The 15,589-nt window shown below is 71.7% G+C and carries 13 protein-coding genes; 9 read left to right on the top strand and 4 right to left on the bottom strand.

What is annotated here, in order from left to right:
- Positions 1 to 75: 75 nt before the first annotated feature.
- The gene (locus H343_RS0116940; protein WP_199778942.1) at positions 76 to 1,062 is read right to left on the bottom strand and encodes a LacI family DNA-binding transcriptional regulator; all 987 of its coding nucleotides are present in this window, start codon (positions 1,060 to 1,062) and stop codon (positions 76 to 78) included.
- Between the two features lie 224 nt (positions 1,063 to 1,286).
- Here H343_RS0116940 and H343_RS0116935 point away from each other — a divergent pair, with 224 nt between their 5' ends.
- From H343_RS0116935 to H343_RS0116920, 4 genes are all read left to right on the top strand, one after another.
- The gene (locus H343_RS0116935; protein ID WP_028432129.1) at positions 1,287 to 2,222 is read left to right on the top strand and encodes an ROK family protein; all 936 of its coding nucleotides are present in this window, start codon (positions 1,287 to 1,289) and stop codon (positions 2,220 to 2,222) included.
- 176 nt (positions 2,223 to 2,398) lie between these two features.
- Positions 2,399 to 3,721, top strand: a complete 1,323-nt coding sequence (locus H343_RS0116930; RefSeq protein WP_051265397.1) for an ABC transporter substrate-binding protein — start codon at positions 2,399 to 2,401, stop codon at positions 3,719 to 3,721.
- A gap of 18 nt (positions 3,722 to 3,739) precedes the next feature.
- Entirely contained in the window at positions 3,740 to 4,654 is a 915-nt protein-coding gene (locus tag H343_RS0116925; RefSeq protein ID WP_028432127.1) for a carbohydrate ABC transporter permease, read from the top strand.
- Positions 4,651 to 5,589, top strand: a complete 939-nt coding sequence (locus H343_RS0116920; RefSeq protein WP_028432126.1) for a carbohydrate ABC transporter permease — start codon at positions 4,651 to 4,653, stop codon at positions 5,587 to 5,589. Before H343_RS0116925 ends, H343_RS0116920 begins: the two co-directional genes overlap by 4 nt.
- Here H343_RS0116920 and H343_RS0116915 read toward each other — a convergent pair.
- Positions 5,564 to 6,511: a helix-turn-helix domain-containing protein gene (locus tag H343_RS0116915; RefSeq protein ID WP_078505765.1), complete on the bottom strand. Its 948-nt coding sequence runs from the start codon at positions 6,509 to 6,511 to the stop codon at positions 5,564 to 5,566. The genes H343_RS0116920 and H343_RS0116915 overlap by 26 nt on opposite strands.
- A gap of 74 nt (positions 6,512 to 6,585) precedes the next feature.
- Here H343_RS0116915 and H343_RS0116910 point away from each other — a divergent pair, with 74 nt between their 5' ends.
- Together H343_RS0116910 and H343_RS31090 are read left to right on the top strand one after the other, a co-directional pair.
- Complete coding sequence (locus H343_RS0116910) at positions 6,586 to 7,167, top strand: TIGR03086 family metal-binding protein (protein ID WP_037904043.1); 582 nt, start codon at positions 6,586 to 6,588, stop codon at positions 7,165 to 7,167.
- A 245-nt stretch (positions 7,168 to 7,412) separates the two neighbouring features.
- On the top strand, positions 7,413 to 8,480 hold the full coding sequence (locus H343_RS31090) for an NUDIX domain-containing protein (RefSeq protein ID WP_051265395.1): 1,068 nt from the start codon (positions 7,413 to 7,415) through the stop codon (positions 8,478 to 8,480).
- A 21-nt stretch (positions 8,481 to 8,501) separates the two neighbouring features.
- Here H343_RS31090 and H343_RS31085 read toward each other — a convergent pair whose 3' ends face one another.
- Positions 8,502 to 9,821: a M20/M25/M40 family metallo-hydrolase gene (locus H343_RS31085; RefSeq protein WP_037904112.1), complete on the bottom strand. Its 1,320-nt coding sequence runs from the start codon at positions 9,819 to 9,821 to the stop codon at positions 8,502 to 8,504.
- 346 nt (positions 9,822 to 10,167) lie between these two features.
- Between H343_RS31085 and H343_RS0116895 the strand changes: the two genes are divergently transcribed.
- Complete coding sequence (locus tag H343_RS0116895) at positions 10,168 to 11,400, top strand: geranylgeranyl reductase family protein (protein ID WP_028432123.1); 1,233 nt, start codon at positions 10,168 to 10,170, stop codon at positions 11,398 to 11,400.
- A 117-nt stretch (positions 11,401 to 11,517) separates the two neighbouring features.
- On the opposite strand, the gene H343_RS31080 is transcribed toward H343_RS0116895, so the two are convergent.
- Positions 11,518 to 12,021 (bottom strand): nitroreductase/quinone reductase family protein, encoded by a 504-nt coding sequence (locus H343_RS31080; protein ID WP_051265391.1) that lies wholly within the window; start codon positions 12,019 to 12,021, stop codon positions 11,518 to 11,520.
- A 160-nt stretch (positions 12,022 to 12,181) separates the two neighbouring features.
- Between H343_RS31080 and H343_RS0116885 the strand changes: the two genes are divergently transcribed.
- Both H343_RS0116885 and H343_RS0116880 read left to right on the top strand, forming a co-directional pair.
- Positions 12,182 to 12,928: a TetR/AcrR family transcriptional regulator gene (locus H343_RS0116885; RefSeq protein WP_028432122.1), complete on the top strand. Its 747-nt coding sequence runs from the start codon at positions 12,182 to 12,184 to the stop codon at positions 12,926 to 12,928.
- A 532-nt stretch (positions 12,929 to 13,460) separates the two neighbouring features.
- A complete protein-coding gene (locus H343_RS0116880; protein ID WP_078505800.1) occupies positions 13,461 to 15,584 on the top strand; it encodes a glycoside hydrolase family 3 N-terminal domain-containing protein in 2,124 nt (707 codons plus the stop codon).
- The last annotated feature ends 5 nt before the right edge of the window (positions 15,585 to 15,589 follow it).

Genomic DNA, 15,589 nt, shown 5'->3' with positions numbered 1-15,589 from the left:
GCGGCTGGCGCGTGCCGGGGCGTGAACGGCACGGCAGCAGCGGGGACGCGCGCTCCCTGCCTCGGCGGGCGGGGCCTATCCGGAGGGTGGCAGTTCCCCCGAGCCCCGGACGACGAGTCTGGTCGGGTGCGTCATGCGGCGCGGCGGGTCGTTCGCGCCGTCCAGCCGGCGGAAGAGCAAGTCGGCGGCCGTGCGTCCGAGTTGGGCAGGGTCCTGGGCGACGACGGTGACGGCGGGCGAGAGCAGGTCGGCCAGTTCGAAGTCGTCGAACCCGACCAGTGCCACGGGACGGTCCGCCGCGGCCAGCACCCTCACGAGCGTCACCGTCACCCGGTTGTTGCCCGCGAAGAGCGCCGTGACGGGCTCGTCACCGCTCAGCATGCGCTCGGCGTCGGCCCGTACGCGCTCCGGGTCCGTCCCTCCGGGCGCCGTCCAGCTCTCGTGGACCGGGAGCCCGGCCCGGGCCATCGCGTCCCGGTAGCCGCGGAGCCTTTCGTCTGCGGTGTGGATGCCCGGCCTGTCCCCGATGAACCCGATGCGCCGGTGTCCGTGTGCGACCAGATGAGCGACGCCCTCGCGCGCTCCCGCGAAGTTGTCGGTGAGTACCTGGTCGGCCTCTATGTGCCCCGGTGGGCGGTCGACGAAGACCGTGGCCACCCCGGCTTCGATCTCCGGCTGGAGATACCGGTGGTCGTCGCTGGCCGGGACGACGACCAGTCCGTCCACCCGGCGGGCGCACAGCGCGAGGACCAGTTCCTGCTCGCGGCGCGGGTCCTCGGCGCTGGAGCCGTTGATGAGCAACGCGCCGTGCGCGCGGGCGACTTCCTCCACGGCTCGGCTGAGCGGTGCGTAGAACGGGTCGGCGAGGTCTTCCAGTACGAGGCCGATGCTGGCGGTGCGGCCCTTGCGCAGGATGCGGGCGCTGTCGTTGCGCCGGAAGCCCAGCGCGGCGATCGACTCCTGCACGCGGCGCTCGGTGTCGGGGGAGACTCCCGCCTCGCCGTTGACCACCCGGGAGACGGTCTTGAGGCCGACGCCGGCGCGGGCGGCGACGTCCTTCATGGTGGGCCTGTTCCCGTAGCGGTGCTGGGGGGTACGGGCGGCGGCGGAGCGCGCGGTCTGGGGCACGGCGGTCGATTCCCTCTCCGGGACTGTGCAGGGGCCGCGAGCAGCATAGCCCGCCCGCACGGAGTCTGGACAACGTTGTCACCAGCCGCCAGACTGATTCCCGACCGTTCCCGGCCGGGGGCGGGTATCCCGCCCCGTCCCCCAGGAGACATCGCCCCATGCACTCGGACCTCGTGGTCGCGCTCGACATCGGCGGTACCAAGATCGCGGGAGCACTGGTGGACAGGGCCGGCGCACTGATCGTACGGGCACAGCGCCCCACTCCGCCCCGGGGGGACAAGGATCAGGTGATGTCCGCGGTCGCCGGGGTCCTGGACGAACTCGCCGCGTCCCCGGACATGGCGCACGCCCGCGCGGCGGGCATCGGCAGCGCGGGCCCGGTCGACGCCAAGGCGGGCACGGTCTCGCCCGTCAACATCCCCGGCTGGCGCGAGTATCCACTGGCCGAGGGCGTGCGGGAGCTCACGGGCGGGCTGCCGGTCACACTCGTGGGCGACGGGGTCGCCATGGCGGCGGCCGAGCACTGGCAGGGCGCGGCGCGGGGGCGTACCGGCGCGCTGTGCATGGTGGTCTCCACCGGTGTCGGGGGCGGGCTCGTGCTCGGCGGTGAACTCCACCCCGGCCCCAGCGGAAACGCGGGCCACATCGGGCACATCAGCGTGGACCTGGACGGTGACAGCTGCCCCTGCGGCGGACGCGGCTGCGTCGAACGCATCGCGAGCGGCCCCAACATCGCCCGGCGGGCCCTGGAGAGGGGCTGGCGGCCCGGTGCCGACGGGGACGCCAGCGCAGCCGCCGTCGCCTCCGCGGCCCGACGGGGGGACCCGGTGGCCACAGCGTCGTTCGAGCGTGCAGCACGGGCACTGGCCGCCGGAATCGCCGCGACGGCGACGCTGGTCGAGGTCGAGATAGCCGTCGTGGGCGGAGGTGTCGCCAGGGCGGGGGAGGTCCTCTTCGCGCCGCTGCGGCGGGCGTTGGGTGATTTCGCGACCCTGTCGTTCGTGAAGGGGCTGGAGATCGCACCCGCTCAGATGGGTACGGACGCGGGACTCATCGGAGCGGCGGCGGCCTGTTGGGGCCCGCAGCGGTGCTGACGGACCGGAGTCCCCTCTCCCGCGTGATGTTGGAACATGTTGGACTCAGTTGGACTCGGTGCTGTAACTGTTGTCATAACTCCGGTCGGCGGCCTTGACGGCGCTTTGACCGTGGAGTGTCATCACTCTCCTCGCGTTCGTTTCTGTGCGGTTCGACGCCAGGAGGGTGCAAGGTCATGGCACAGTCATCGCTCGACCAGAGTTCCATACCGGGCCGTTCCGGTCCTTCCGACCCTTCCAGGCGATCTCTGCTGCGAGGCTCCGCCGCCGGCGCGGGGGCCCTGGCACTGCCCACGCTGCTGAGCGCGTGCGGTGGTCCGGGCGGTGACGGAAAGACGGTCTCGATGGGGTCCAACGCCTCGGACGCGGTGCCCCGCAAGGCGTACGCCAAGGCGTTCGCCGCGTTCGAGGAGAAGTCCGGGAAGACGGTCGAGGTCAACACCGTCAACCACGAGTCGTTCCAGGAGAACATCAACCGCTACCTCAAGGGCAGCCCGGACGACGTCTTCACCTGGTTCGCCGGCTACCGCATGCGCTTCTTCGCCGAGCAGGGCCTGCTGAGCGACATCAGCGGACTGTGGGAGAACTTCGACGGGTTCAGCCCGGCGATGAAGAAGCAGGCCACGGGCGAGGACGGCAAGCAGTACTTCGTGCCCTTCTACCTCTACCCGTGGGCCGTCTTCCACCGGAAGAGCGTCTTCGACAAGTACGGCTACGAAGTCCCCCGCACACTGGATGAGTTCCGCGCCCTGGCGAAGCAGATGGAGAAGGACGGCCTCGTTCCCATCGCCTTCGGCGACAAGGACGGCTGGCCAGCGATGGGCACCTTCGACTACCTCAACATGCGGGCCAACGGCTACGACTTCCACCTCGACCTGATGCGCGGCAAGGAGTCCTGGACCTCCAGGCGGGTCCGTGACGTCTTCGACCTGTGGCGCGGCCTGATGCCCTACCACCACAAGGGCGCCAACGGACGTACCTGGCAGGAGGCCGCGCAGACCCTCGCCGGGAAGGAGTCGGGCATGGCCGTCTTCGGACTCCCGCACCCCGGCCAGCAGTTCCCCGTGGACGAGAGGGACGACATCGACTTCTTCCCCTTCCCCGAGATCGATCCCGCGGTCGGAACGGACGCCGTCGAGGCCCCCATCGACGGATTCCTGATGTCGAAGAAGGCCAGGAACACCGCGGCGGCCGAGGAACTGCTGACCTTCCTGGCCACGCCCCGGGCCGAACTGGCCTATCTCGACGGCGATCCCAGCAACATCGCCGTCAACGAGAAGGCCGACACCGGCGGTTACGACGCCCTGCAGAAGAAGGCGGCCGAACTCGTCGCCGGGGCGAAGCAGATCAGTCAGTTCATGGACCGCGACACCCGCCCCGACTTCGCCTCGACGGTGATGATCCCGGCCATCCAGCGGTTCGTCGGCGAACCCGACGACATCGACGGCCTGCTGCGCGACATCGAAAGCCAGAAGAAGAACATGTTCAAGACCGACTGACCGGAAAGCGACGCGCCCGTGCAGAACAGCAGTGCGCAGCGCGCCCGACGCCGGGGCACGCGCCGCTACTCCCCGCGTGACCTCGCCGTCCTGGGCCTGCTGCTGGGAATACCGGTCCTGATCGACCTCGTCGTCGTCTGGGGCCCCACCCTCGCCTCCGTCGCGCTCTCCTTCACCGACTGGGACGGCCTCTCGGAGCTGTCGTGGGTCGGGACGGACAACTACCACAGCCTCTTCACCGACTACCCGCCCTTCTGGCCCGCCGTGGGCAACAACCTGCTCTGGCTGGCCTTCCTCGGCCTCGTCGCCACCCCGTTCGGGCTGCTGCTGGCCGTACTCGTCGACAGAGGGGTGCGCTTCAGCCGCTTCTACCAGTCGACGCTGTACATGCCGGTGGTGCTCTCGCTGGCCGTCGTGGGATTCATCGCCCAGCTCGTCTTCTCCCGCGACCAGGGCGCCCTCAATGCCGTGCTGGGCCGCCAGGACAACCCCGTCGACTGGCTCGGCGACCCCGGCCTGAACATCTGGATGATCCTGCTGGCCGCCGCGTGGAGACACGTCGGCTACGTGATGATCCTCTACCTGGCGGGCCTGAAGGCGGTCGACCCGACGCTGAAGGAGGCCGCGTCCATCGACGGGGCGAGTGAGCGGCAGACCTTCTTCTCGGTCGTCCTTCCCACGTTGCGCCCCGTGAACGTCGTCGTCGGCGTCATCACCGTCATCGAGGGACTCCGCGCCTTCGACATCGTCTACGCCGTCAACAAGGGGCGCAACGGGCTGGAGCTGCTCTCCGTCCTGGTCACCGACAACATCGTCGGCGAGGCCAGCCGCATCGGCTACGGCTCCGCCATCGCCACCGTGCTGCTCGTCGTCTCGCTGGGGTTCATCGTGACGTATCTGGTCCACGAACTCAGAGGGGAGCGTGAGCGATGACCGCGCCGCCCGCCGCCTCGCAAGAGGCCACGCCGTCCGTCCTCCCGCCACGTCCGCCCGCTGCGCCGGCCGGGCGGGGCACCGCCCGCCGGGGCGGCTGGGGCACGCACCTCTTCCTCGCCGCCGTCTCACTGGCCTTCCTCGCGCCGCTTCTGCTGGCGGTCTACGCCTCCCTGCGGCCGTACGAGGAGACCGCGAGGGACGGCTACTTCTCCCTGCCCAGCAGCCTCTCCCTGGACTACTACCGGCAGGCGTTCGTCGACTCCGGCATGACCAAGTACTTCGTCAACTCGCTGCTCGTCGCCGTGCCCGGCGTGCTCATCGTGCTCTTCCTGGCCTCCTTCGTCGCCTTCGCCGTGGCCCGGCTGCGCCTTCGCGGACAGTTGCTGCTCCTGGTGATGTTCACCGCGGGCAACCTGCTGCCGCAGCAGGTGATCGTCACCCCGCTGTACGTGCTCTTCAACCGGGTGCCGCTGCCGTACTGGATGTCGGATTCGATGACGATGTACGACTCGCTGTGGGCCGTGCTCGCCGCGCAGGTCGGATTCCAGCTCGGCTTCTGCGTCTTCGTGCTCTCCAACTTCATGCGCGCCCTGCCGCAGGAGATCCAGGAGGCGGCGATCGTCGACGGCGCCGGAGTGTGGACGCGTTACTGGCGCATCACCCTCCCGCTGTGCCGCCCCGCCCTGGCGGCCCTGGGCACCCTGGAGTTCACCTGGATGTACAACGACTTCCTGTGGGCGCTCGTCTTCGTCTCCGACGGTGACAAACTGCCCATCACCTCCGCGCTGAACAACCTGCGGGGCCAGTTCTTCACCGACTACAACCTGCTGGCCGCCGGTTCCGTCCTCGTGGCCCTCCCCACGCTGCTGGTCTTCCTGCTGCTCCAGCGGCACTTCATCGCGGGGCTCACCCTGGGGGCGAGCAAGAACTGACGCCGGCGGCACGGGCGTACTCGGACGGCGGGACGCCCACCGTCGCGGTGAAGTCCCGTACGAGATGGGCCTGATCGCTGTAGCCCAGTTCCGCCGCCAGACGTGCCCAGTCCGGTCCCGGGCGCGCGGCAGCCGCCTCGAGCGCCTCGTGGATGCGGTAACGCAGGATCACCCACTTGGGACTCACGCCGACGCAGGAGGAGAAGAGCCGCTGCAGCGCGCGCACCGACATCCCTTCGCGGTCGGCGAGCTGGCCGACGCGCCGGATGCCGCGGTCGGTGCGCACCCGGTGCGCCAGCTCCATCGCACGCTCCGCGGCCGGGTCCGCCGCCGGGCCGAGAGCGAGCAGGAACTCGTCCACGGCGGCGACCCTCGCGTCCTCGTCCTCGGGCGTGAGGACGGCCTCCGGTGTGTCCTGCGCCGCCGGGAAGCAGGCGCCGAGCGGCAGCCGCACACCCGTCAGCGCCGAGAGGGGCCGGCGGTCCTCCGCGGGCAGGAACGGGCGGAAACCGCCGGGACGGAACTGCACGCCGCACACCCGGCCCGTGCCCTGCAGCGTGATCGAGAACAGCCCGAGGCCCACGCCCGAGACCTCTGCGGCGGGCGGCGACGAACCGTGGCGCTGGAAGACCAGATTCACCGACGGGTGCGGCACGACCTGCGAGAGACAGGGCGCAGGAAGATCCCAGTCGATCAGCCAGTAGTGCTCCACGTGCGGGCGCAGCGCCGCGGCGGCCGGGCGGCGCCGGAAGCGGACGCGGGAGAAGAGCTCGGACGCGCCCAGAATCCCCCGTGTGTCCCGCCGGGGCACTCGCCCGTACGGTCCGTCCTGCCCGTCCTGCCCGTCCTGCCCTTCCTGTCCGCCGGGGCCCGGGCGCCGGCCCGGCGGCACCGGACCCTCCTGAGGGTGCCCACCTGCCATGACGGCGATCCTATGCCCGGCGGTGTCGCGTTTGTTCAAGCCGCGGTCCTTGCGGCGGCCGTAGCGTCCCGGCCATGAGAGACGATTTCGCCGGTCTGCTGGAGGGCGCCGCCCGCCGGGCCCGTCCCGTCGTGCGCGAGGTGGAGGACGGACTGCTCGGCGCCCCCACGCCGTGCGCGGAGTACGACGTGCGCGCCCTGCTCAATCATCTTCTGCTCGTGGTGGTCAACTTCCAGGCCCTCGCCGTCAGGGAAAGCGCGGATTTCTCCGCCACGCCCGACTACGTGGGCGAGGGCGGCTGGCGCACGAGATTCGAGGAGGAGACCGCACGCCTGGTGGAGGTCTGGTCGGCACCCGGAGCGCTGGAGGGAACCTCCCCGGGGATGGGGCTGCCGCAGCGCACGGTGGGCGGGATGGTGCTGGGCGACCTGACCGTGCACGCCTGGGACCTCGCACGCGCCACCGGCCGGGAATACGCCCCGTACGGGCCCGGCGTGCCGTTGCTGGAGGAGAGTCTGGGAGCGCTGGCCCCCACGGCACGGAGGATGAAGGTCTTCGGCGAGCCCTTCCCCCTCCCGGACGGCGCCTCCGCCTTCGAGCGGGTCCTCGCCGTCACGGGCCGCGACCCCGGCTGGAGCCCTCCCGCGACGGTCTGAACCCCCGGGCGCACGGCGCTTCACCGCCCGTCTTTCCAGGCGGGCCCCGGCCGTCCCTCCGCCCGCACCCCCTTCCGTCCGTGCGGAGCGGGCCGTTCCCTGTACGGAGGCGGCCCGCTCTGCCGTGATGCGGCGGAATACGCCGCGTGCGCCGGGTTTTGCGACGGCGGCGCCCCCGCGCGTTTCCGTGGCAGGGTGGAACGGGCAGCGTGAAACGGGGGGCGACACAAGAGGGGGAACCGACCGTGATCGTGTGGCTCAACGGCGCCTTCGGCGCGGGCAAGACCACAGCGGCGCACGAACTGTTGGATCTGCTTCCGGGAAGCACACTCTGCGACCCGGCGCTTGTCGGCAGGGGGCTGAGATGCATGCTCCCCAAGGAACGCCTCGCGCAGATCGACGACTACCAGGAGCTGCCCTCCTGGCGTCGGCTGGTGGCCGACACCGCGGCCGCGCTGCTCACGGAGGTGCCGGGACCTCTGATCATTCCGATGACCCTGCTGCGGCAGGAGTACCGGGACGAGATATTCGGTGCGCTCGCCGCCCGCCGCATACCGGTCAGGCATGTGCTGCTGCACGCGGATGAAACGATCCTTCGCGCACGTATCGAACAACGTGCGGACGCCGACGGAAAGCTGGACCACGTCTGGTTCGGCAGCAAGCTCCCCGACTACGCGGCGGCTCTGCCCTGGCTCACCGAGGACGCCCACACCGTGGAGACCTCCGGGCTGACCCCGCGGCAGACCGCGGAAGCCGTCGCGGGCGCGCTGCGCGAGGGCGCAGGGAACCTCGACATCGTGCAGACGCCCGAGCCGACCGCCGAGACCGTGGCCGCCGGGGTGCTCCTCTTCGACGAGCGGGGCCGTGTGCTGCTGGTGGACCCGACCTACAAGCCCGGCTGGGAGTTCCCCGGTGGCGTCGTCGAACCGGGTGAGGCACCGGCCCGCGCCGGGGTCCGCGAGGTCGCCGAGGAGCTGGGCCTGCACCTGGACGCCGACCCGCGGCTGCTGGTCACCGACTGGGAACCGCCGCGGCCGCCCGCGTACGGCGGTCTGCGTCTCCTCTTCGACGGCGGACGCCTGACACGGGAGGAGATCAGGGGGCTGCTGCTGCCCGGCGCCGAGTTGCGCGAATGGCGCTTCGTGACCGAGGAAGAGGCCGCCGGACTGCTGCCGCCCGTGCGCCTGGAGAGGCTGCGGGGGGCGCTGCGTGCCCGCGCGAGGGGCTGCCCCCTCTACCTGGAGGCCGGCGTCCCGGTCGGTGCCCCGGCGGGACCCCCGGAGGCAGCCGGCGGCGGGGAGCCCGCGGGATAGCTCCCCGGACGGCCCCTGCCGTCAGGCGCGCTGCGCGTACCCCAGCAGGAAGAGTGCCTCCGCAACCGACAGCCGCTCCAGCTCCTCCGGCGAGACGCTCTCGTTGACCGCGTGGATCTGCGCCTCCGGCTCGCTCAGCCCGATCAGCAGGATCTCCGCCCGCGGATAGAGCGAGGCGAGGGTGTCGCACAGCGGGATCGAGCCGCCCTGCCCCGCGATCTGCATCTCCTGCCCGTCGTAGGCCGCACGCAGTGCCGCGGCCATCGCACGGTAGGCCGGACTGCCGGTGTCCGCGCTGAACGGCTGCCCCTGGCCCGTCACTTCGGCGCTCAGCCGCGCACCCCACGGCACGTGCGACTCCAGGTGGGAGATGAGGGCCTCGGTCATCTTCACCGTGTCCGCGCCCGGCGGCACCCGCAGGCTGACAGCCGCACGCGCACTGGCCTGGACGGATGCCGTGGCCCCCACGACGGGCGGGCAGTCGATGCCCAGCACCGTGACCGACGGCCGCGCCCAGATGTCCTCGGCGACGTTGCCGGTGCCCGTCAGGGCGACACCGTCGAGTACGCGCGCGTCCCTGCGGAAGTCCTCCTCCGGATACTCCAGACCCTCCCAGCCCGCGCCCGGCTCCACACCGTCGATGACCGTGGCACCGTCGGCGTCACGCACCGAGTCGAGAGTGCGCAGGAGCGCCGCCAGCGCGTCCGGGGCGGCGCCTCCGAACTGGCCGGAGTGGAGGTTGCCCTCCAGCGTCTCCACCCGCACGTGGAGCACGCACATCCCGCGCAGCGAGGCCGTCACCGTCGGCAGGCCCGCGCGGAAGTTGCCCGTGTCGCCGATGACGACGGTGTCGGCCTCCAGGAGCTGCGGGTGCGCCTCGGCGTACCGCTGGAGACCGCCGGTGCCCTGCTCCTCCGAGCCCTCCGCGATGAACTTCACGGTCACCGGGACGCCGCCGGCGGCGCGCAGCGCCCGCAGCGCCAGCAGATGCATGACGATGCCGCCCTTGCAGTCGGCGGCGCCGCGCCCGTACCAGCGTCCGTCGCGCTCGGTCAGCGTGAACGGCGGCGTGTGCCAGGCGTTCTCGTCCAGCGGGGGCTGAACGTCGTAGTGCGCGTACAGCAGGACTGTCGGAGCGCCCTCAGGGCCGGGCAGCACGCCGTAGACGGACTGGGTGCCGTCCGGGGTGTCGAGCACGGACACGTCCTGGAAGCCCTCGGAGCGCAGCGCGCCGGCCACCCAGCTCGCCGCTGCCTCGCACTCGCTCACGGGGAACTGGGCCGGGTCCGCCACCGACTTGAAGGCGACCAGCTCGGCCAGTTCTGTACGGGCACGCGGCATGAGACCGGCGACGGCCGCGGCGACGGCACCGCCGGGGTCCGTGTGCTCTTCCGTGCCGCTGGACTGGCTGAGTGTCATGGGAACGCTCCTCGTGGGCGCGGCGTTGGGCACCTGTGTATGCGGTCTGTGTGCGGTGCACGCGCACAGAAGACGCCGTCGATCCTCCCACAGCGAGTCGCGGGGGCCCGGGGCCGTAGGATGCGACAGGCCGCAGCAAAGCCGAGGTCGAGCGGAGCGGAAGCACATCGTGAGCAGCGAGAACGCAGCCGGGGCAGAGGACCGGGGCGGAGACGGGAACGCGGAGGCGGCCCGGAGCGATCAGCGGCGCCCGGGTGGCGAGCGGGAGCTGAGCGGGGGTCAGGATCCGGGCGGGGAGCGTCTCCCGGACGAGGAGGGGCACAACCCGGTCTGGGACGTCGTCGTGGTCGGCGCCGGTCCCGCAGGCGCCTCGGCGGCCTATGCGGCGGCAGTCGCCGGCCGCCGCGTGCTGCTGCTGGAGAAGGCCGAACTGCCCCGGTACAAGACCTGCGGCGGCGGCATCATCGGCCCTTCACGTGACGCGCTGCCCCCCGGGTTCGACCTGCCGCTGCGCGACCGCGTGCACGCGGTGACGTTCTCGCTGAACGGCAGACTGAGCCGCACCAGACGCTCCCGGAACATGCTCTTCGGACTGGTCAACCGGTCCGACCTCGACAACGAACTGGTCCAGCACGCCGTCAAGGCCGGGGCCGAGGTGCGTACCGGCGTGTCCGTCGCCCGCGTCGAGCAGCACGGTGCCTCCGTGCCCGACCGGCGCACCGTCGCCGTCGTGCTCGCCGGGCAGGAACAGCCCGTACTCGCACGCGCCGTGGTCGGCGCCGACGGCAGCGCCGGGCGGATCGGCGCACATGTCGGCGTCAAGGCGGACCAGGTCGACCTCGGGCTGGAGGCCGAGATCCCGGTGCCCGCCAGCGTCGCCGAGGACTGGGCGGGCCGGGTGCTGATCGACTGGGGCCCCATGCCCGGCAGTTACGGCTGGGTCTTCCCCAAGGGGGACACGCTCACCGTCGGAGTCATCTCCGCACGCGGTGAAGGCGCCGCGACCAAGCGGTACCTGGAGGACTTCGTGGACCGGCTCGGACTGGCCGGATTCGAACCGAGCATCTCCTCCGGGCACTTGACCCGCTGCCGCTCCGAGGACTCCCCGCTCTCCCGCGGCAGGGTGCTGGTGTGCGGCGACGCGGCAGGGCTGCTGGAGCCGTGGACACGCGAGGGCATCTCCTTCGCGCTGCGCTCGGGGCGCCTGGCGGGGGAGTGGGCCGTACGTATCGCGGAGTCGCACGACGCGGTGGACACCCGCAGGCAGGCGCTGAACTACGCCTTCGCCCTCAAGGCCGGATTGGGCGTGGAGATGGGGGTCGGACGGCGGATGCTGAACGTCTTCGCACGCCGTCCAGGGATGCTGCACGCCGCGCTCACCGGCTTCCGGCCCGCGTGGAACGTCTTCGCGCGCTTCACACGCGGGGCGACGTCGCTGGCCGACGTGGTGCGCACGCATCCGGTCGCCCGGCGCGCGCTGGACACGCTGGACAAGCAGTGACGCGCTGACCCGGCTGCGGGGGCCGCCCGCCGGTGGCCCGCCCGGGGCCCCGGGCGGCGGGGCCGCTCCCGCTCCAGTTGCCGGCCGCTCCCGCCCGGCACGCTGTGCTGAGCCGGCTCAGACGCCGGGCGCTCCCCGCTGCCCCGCCGCCCCGGGGCCCCCGGAGTGCTGCGTGTCCTGCGTGATCCGGAAGACCGGGTACTTGGGGGCCGCCGCGAGCAGTTCCTCGTCGGTCGACTCCGCGCTGAGCCCCTTGAAGAACGCGGAGACCTCCCAGCTCCACTTCTTGATGTAGGCACGCAGTACGTCGGGCTTGTCCTCGTCGGCCAGTTCCACCGCGCGGAAAGCCTCGACGTGCTTGCCCTTGTGCAGTTCGCCGCCGCCGGCCGCGCGCATGTTGTGGGTCCACTGGACGTGGCCGCGCGGGGCGACGAGGTACCGGCTGCCGTGGAGGGGGAGCGGGTTGACGGGCGTACGGCGCCACTCACCGCTCTTGCGGCCGCGGACGGCGAGTACGCGGGAGCCGGCGAGGCTGACTCCGCGGCGGGCGAGCCAGGCGACGGTGGGGTTGAGTACGCGGCGTGTGAACCGGTCGGGTCTGATGAAGTGTGCGCTGGTCATGGCGGTGGGCCTTTCGTGAGCGGTCGCAGAGGGGCCGGAGGTAACCAGTGAGAGAGAGCACTGCTCTCACTCAAGTGCAGTGTTGCATGATCGGTGCACTGATTCAAGAGCACTGCTCTCGTTATTGGTCACTGCTCCGAAAGCTGGCACACTGAGGCACATGACCGGGATCCAGGGAGCCAGGGAGCGGGCGCGCGGCGAGATCACCGCCGCCATCAAGGACGAGGCGCGCAGACAGCTCGCCGAGGGCGGCGCGGCCAAGCTCTCCCTCCGCGCGGTCGCCCGCCGCCTGGGCATGGTCTCCTCGGCGCTCTACCGCTACTTCCCCGGCCGTGACGACCTGCTCACCGCCCTGATCACCGACTCCTACGACGCGCTGGGCGCCGCCGCCGAGGCGGCCCTGGCGGACTCCACGGCACAGGGCGACTCCCACCTCGCGCGCTGGCAGGCGGTCTGCCGCGCCGTACGGGCATGGGCCCTGGCTCACCCGCACGAGTACGCCCTCATCTACGGCTCACCCGTCCCCGGATACGCGGCCCCCGACTCCACCACGGGGCCCGCAGCCCGAGCGGCCCTGACGCTGGTCGCCGTCGCCGCGGACGCTCACGCCGCCGGAGCCCTGCGGGTCAGCGGTCCCGACGGCTCCGCTGACGGTCCCCTCCACCCCGGGACCCCTCACCCGCCTCCCGCGCCCGCGGCCGTCATCGAGGACGCACGCGCGCTGACCGAGCGGCTCGGCGTCGCACTGCCCGCGTCCGCGATGGCCGAACTGGCCGCCGCCTGGGCGCAGTTGTTCGGCCTGCTGAGCTTCGAGCTGTTCGGCCAGCTGGAGCGCGTCATCGACGCGCGCGACGCCTTCTTCGACCACGCCGCCACCGGTCTCGCCCGTCAGGTGGGCCTGGCCTGACCGAGGGGATGTCCGGGTCCGTCCCGGGCCGGCTCGGCCGACGGCTCCGCCCCGTCCCGCCGGCGGCGGGCCAGCGGCCCGGCGGCACGCCGAACAGCCCTTCCCCGGGCCGTGTTCGCGCTGCCGGTCACCATGACGCGTGGGGCGCCCGTGACTTCGGTGAATGAAGACATGGTCGCGCTCCCACGCAATCAGAGCGCTTTCCCTTTTCATCTCTTGACCGTTCTGGCCCTCCGGGATTGACTGCCCTGTCGTCAAGTGCCGGGTGCACCGGTCCCCATGACCGCAGAAGGAGATCCGAGTGGCCGAAAACGTCAGCCGACGCAGCGTGTCCAGGTCATCCACGGGCGCCGCCGTCCTCGGCCCGCAGGCGTCCGCGGCACCGTCCGCGGCCACGCCCGCCGCTGCCGAACCGGCCGCCCGCACTCTCTCCGGGTCTTCCGAGCCTTCCGGGCCGTCCGGACGGCCGGCGGCCCCCGGCACCCGCGGCGACGACAGGACCGAGCACCGCGTGCGGGAACTGCTTGCCCGGATGACGGTCGAGGAGAAGTTCGGGCAGCTGCAGCAGCTGACGTGGAACCCCGACACCGGCCCCGGAGAAGGCCAGAACGAGGCCGCCCGCGAGGCCGCCGCCGAGGGCCTGCTGGGATCGGTCCTCAACATCACGGGGGCCGCGGAGTGCAACGAGCTCCAGCGGATCGCCGTCGAGGAGTCACGGCTGGGAATACCGCTGGTCTTCGGGCTCGACGTCGTCCACGGCTTCCTGACCACCTTCCCCGTGCCGCTGGCACAGGGCGCCAGCTTCGACCCGGAAGTGGTGATACGGGACGCGGAGGTGAGCGCCCGCGAGGCGGCGTCCTGGGGCGTGCACTGGACGTTCGCGCCGATGGCCGACGTCAGCCGCGAGCCCCGCTGGGGGCGCGTCGCCGAGGGCAGCGGCGAGGACCCGTATCTGACGGCGCGTCTCACGGCGGCAAAGGTGCGCGGCTACCAGGGCGAGGACTACGGCGCCCCGGGCCGTCTCGCCGCCTGCGTCAAGCACTTCGTCGGCTACGGCTTCCCCGAGGGCGGCCGGGACTACAACACCGTCGACATCTCCGAACGGCGGCTGCGCGACGTGGCGCTGCCGCCGTTCAAGGCCGCCGTGGATGCCGGAGTGGCCACCGTGATGGCCGCGTTCAACACGGTCAACGGACTTCCCGCGCACGCCAACGCGCACCTCCTGTCCGGAGTCCTGCACGAGGAGCTGGGCTTCGACGGCTTCGTCGTCGGCGACTACAACGGAGTGCGGGAGCTGATCGCGCACGGTGTCGCCGCAGGCGGGGCGGACGCAGCACGGCTCGCGCTCGGGGCCGGTGTCGACATGGAGATGGTCAGCACCACCTACGCCGAGAACGGCAAGGAGCTGCTGGAATCCGGGAAGATCACCCCCGAACGGCTGGACGACGCCGTCACCCGCATCCTGCGCGTCAAGACCCGGCTCGGCCTGTTCGAGAACCCCTACGCTGACGAGGACGGCCAGATCGCGCGTCCCACCGACGCGGCACGGCGTCACGCGCGCGAGGCCGCCGCCGGCTGCATGGTCCTGCTGAAGAACGAACAGCGCACTCTCCCCTTCGGCAAGGATGTCTCCTCGCTCGCCGTCATCGGCCCGCTCGGCGACGACTCCTGGGAACTGCACGGCACATGGGCCGGTCCGGGCTCGCGCGAGTTCCCCGCGGTGTCCGTGCTGGAGGGGGTCAGGAGGGCCGTACCGGAGGCGGAGGTGACCTTCGTCCGCGGGTGCGAGGTCACCGGCGGCGACACCGGCGGGTTCGCCCGTGCCGCGGCGGCCGTACGGGCGTCCGAGGCCGCGGTCGTCGTGGTGGGGGAGAGGGCGGGGGACAGCGGAGAGGCCGCGGCCCGCAGCGACATCACTCTCCCCGGCGCCCAGGCAGCGCTGGTGCGTGAAATCGCACGCACCGGCAAGCCGTTCGCGGTGGTGGTCCTCGCGGGCCGTCCGCTGGCGCTCTCCGGTGTCGAAGAGTCCTCGCCGGCGATCCTCAACGCCTGGCACCCCGGTCTGGAGGGCGGCAACGCCGTCGCCGACGTCCTGTTCGGCGAGGTGAACCCCGGCGGGAAGCTTCCCGCGACCTTCCCCCGTGCGGTGGGCCAGCTCGCCGAGCACTACGCGCACGAGAACACGGGCCGCCCCTACGACCCGGACGACAAGTACACCTCCAAGTACCTCGACCTGCCCCACGGCCCCCTCTTCCCCTTCGGCCACGGCCTCAGCTACACCACTTTCGGCTACTCCGGGCTCACGCTGAGCCGGGAACGCGTGAGCGCGCGGGACGTGCACGAGGGCTCGGCGAGGGTCGAGGTGACGGTGGAGGTGGCCAACACCGGGCAGTGCGCGGGTGATGAGGTCGCACAGCTCTACGTCCGGGACAAGGTCGCCAGCCTTGCGCAGCCGGTGCGGCGCCTGCGGGGCTTCGAACGGGTCACGCTGGAGGCGGGTGAGCGGCGGACGGTCGTCTTCGAACTGGGCGCCGACGACCTGGGTTTCCACACCAACGACCCCAGGGGCGAACTCCTCGTCGAACCCGGGGAGTTCGAGATCTACGCCGGAGGCAGCTCGGAGGCGGACCTGTGTACGACGCTCACGCTGACCTGACCTGA

The organism is Streptomyces sp. TAA204 (assembly GCF_000424965.1).
The sequence above is the reverse complement of the archived record's forward strand: the minus strand, read 5'-3'. Positions and strand labels throughout refer to the sequence as shown.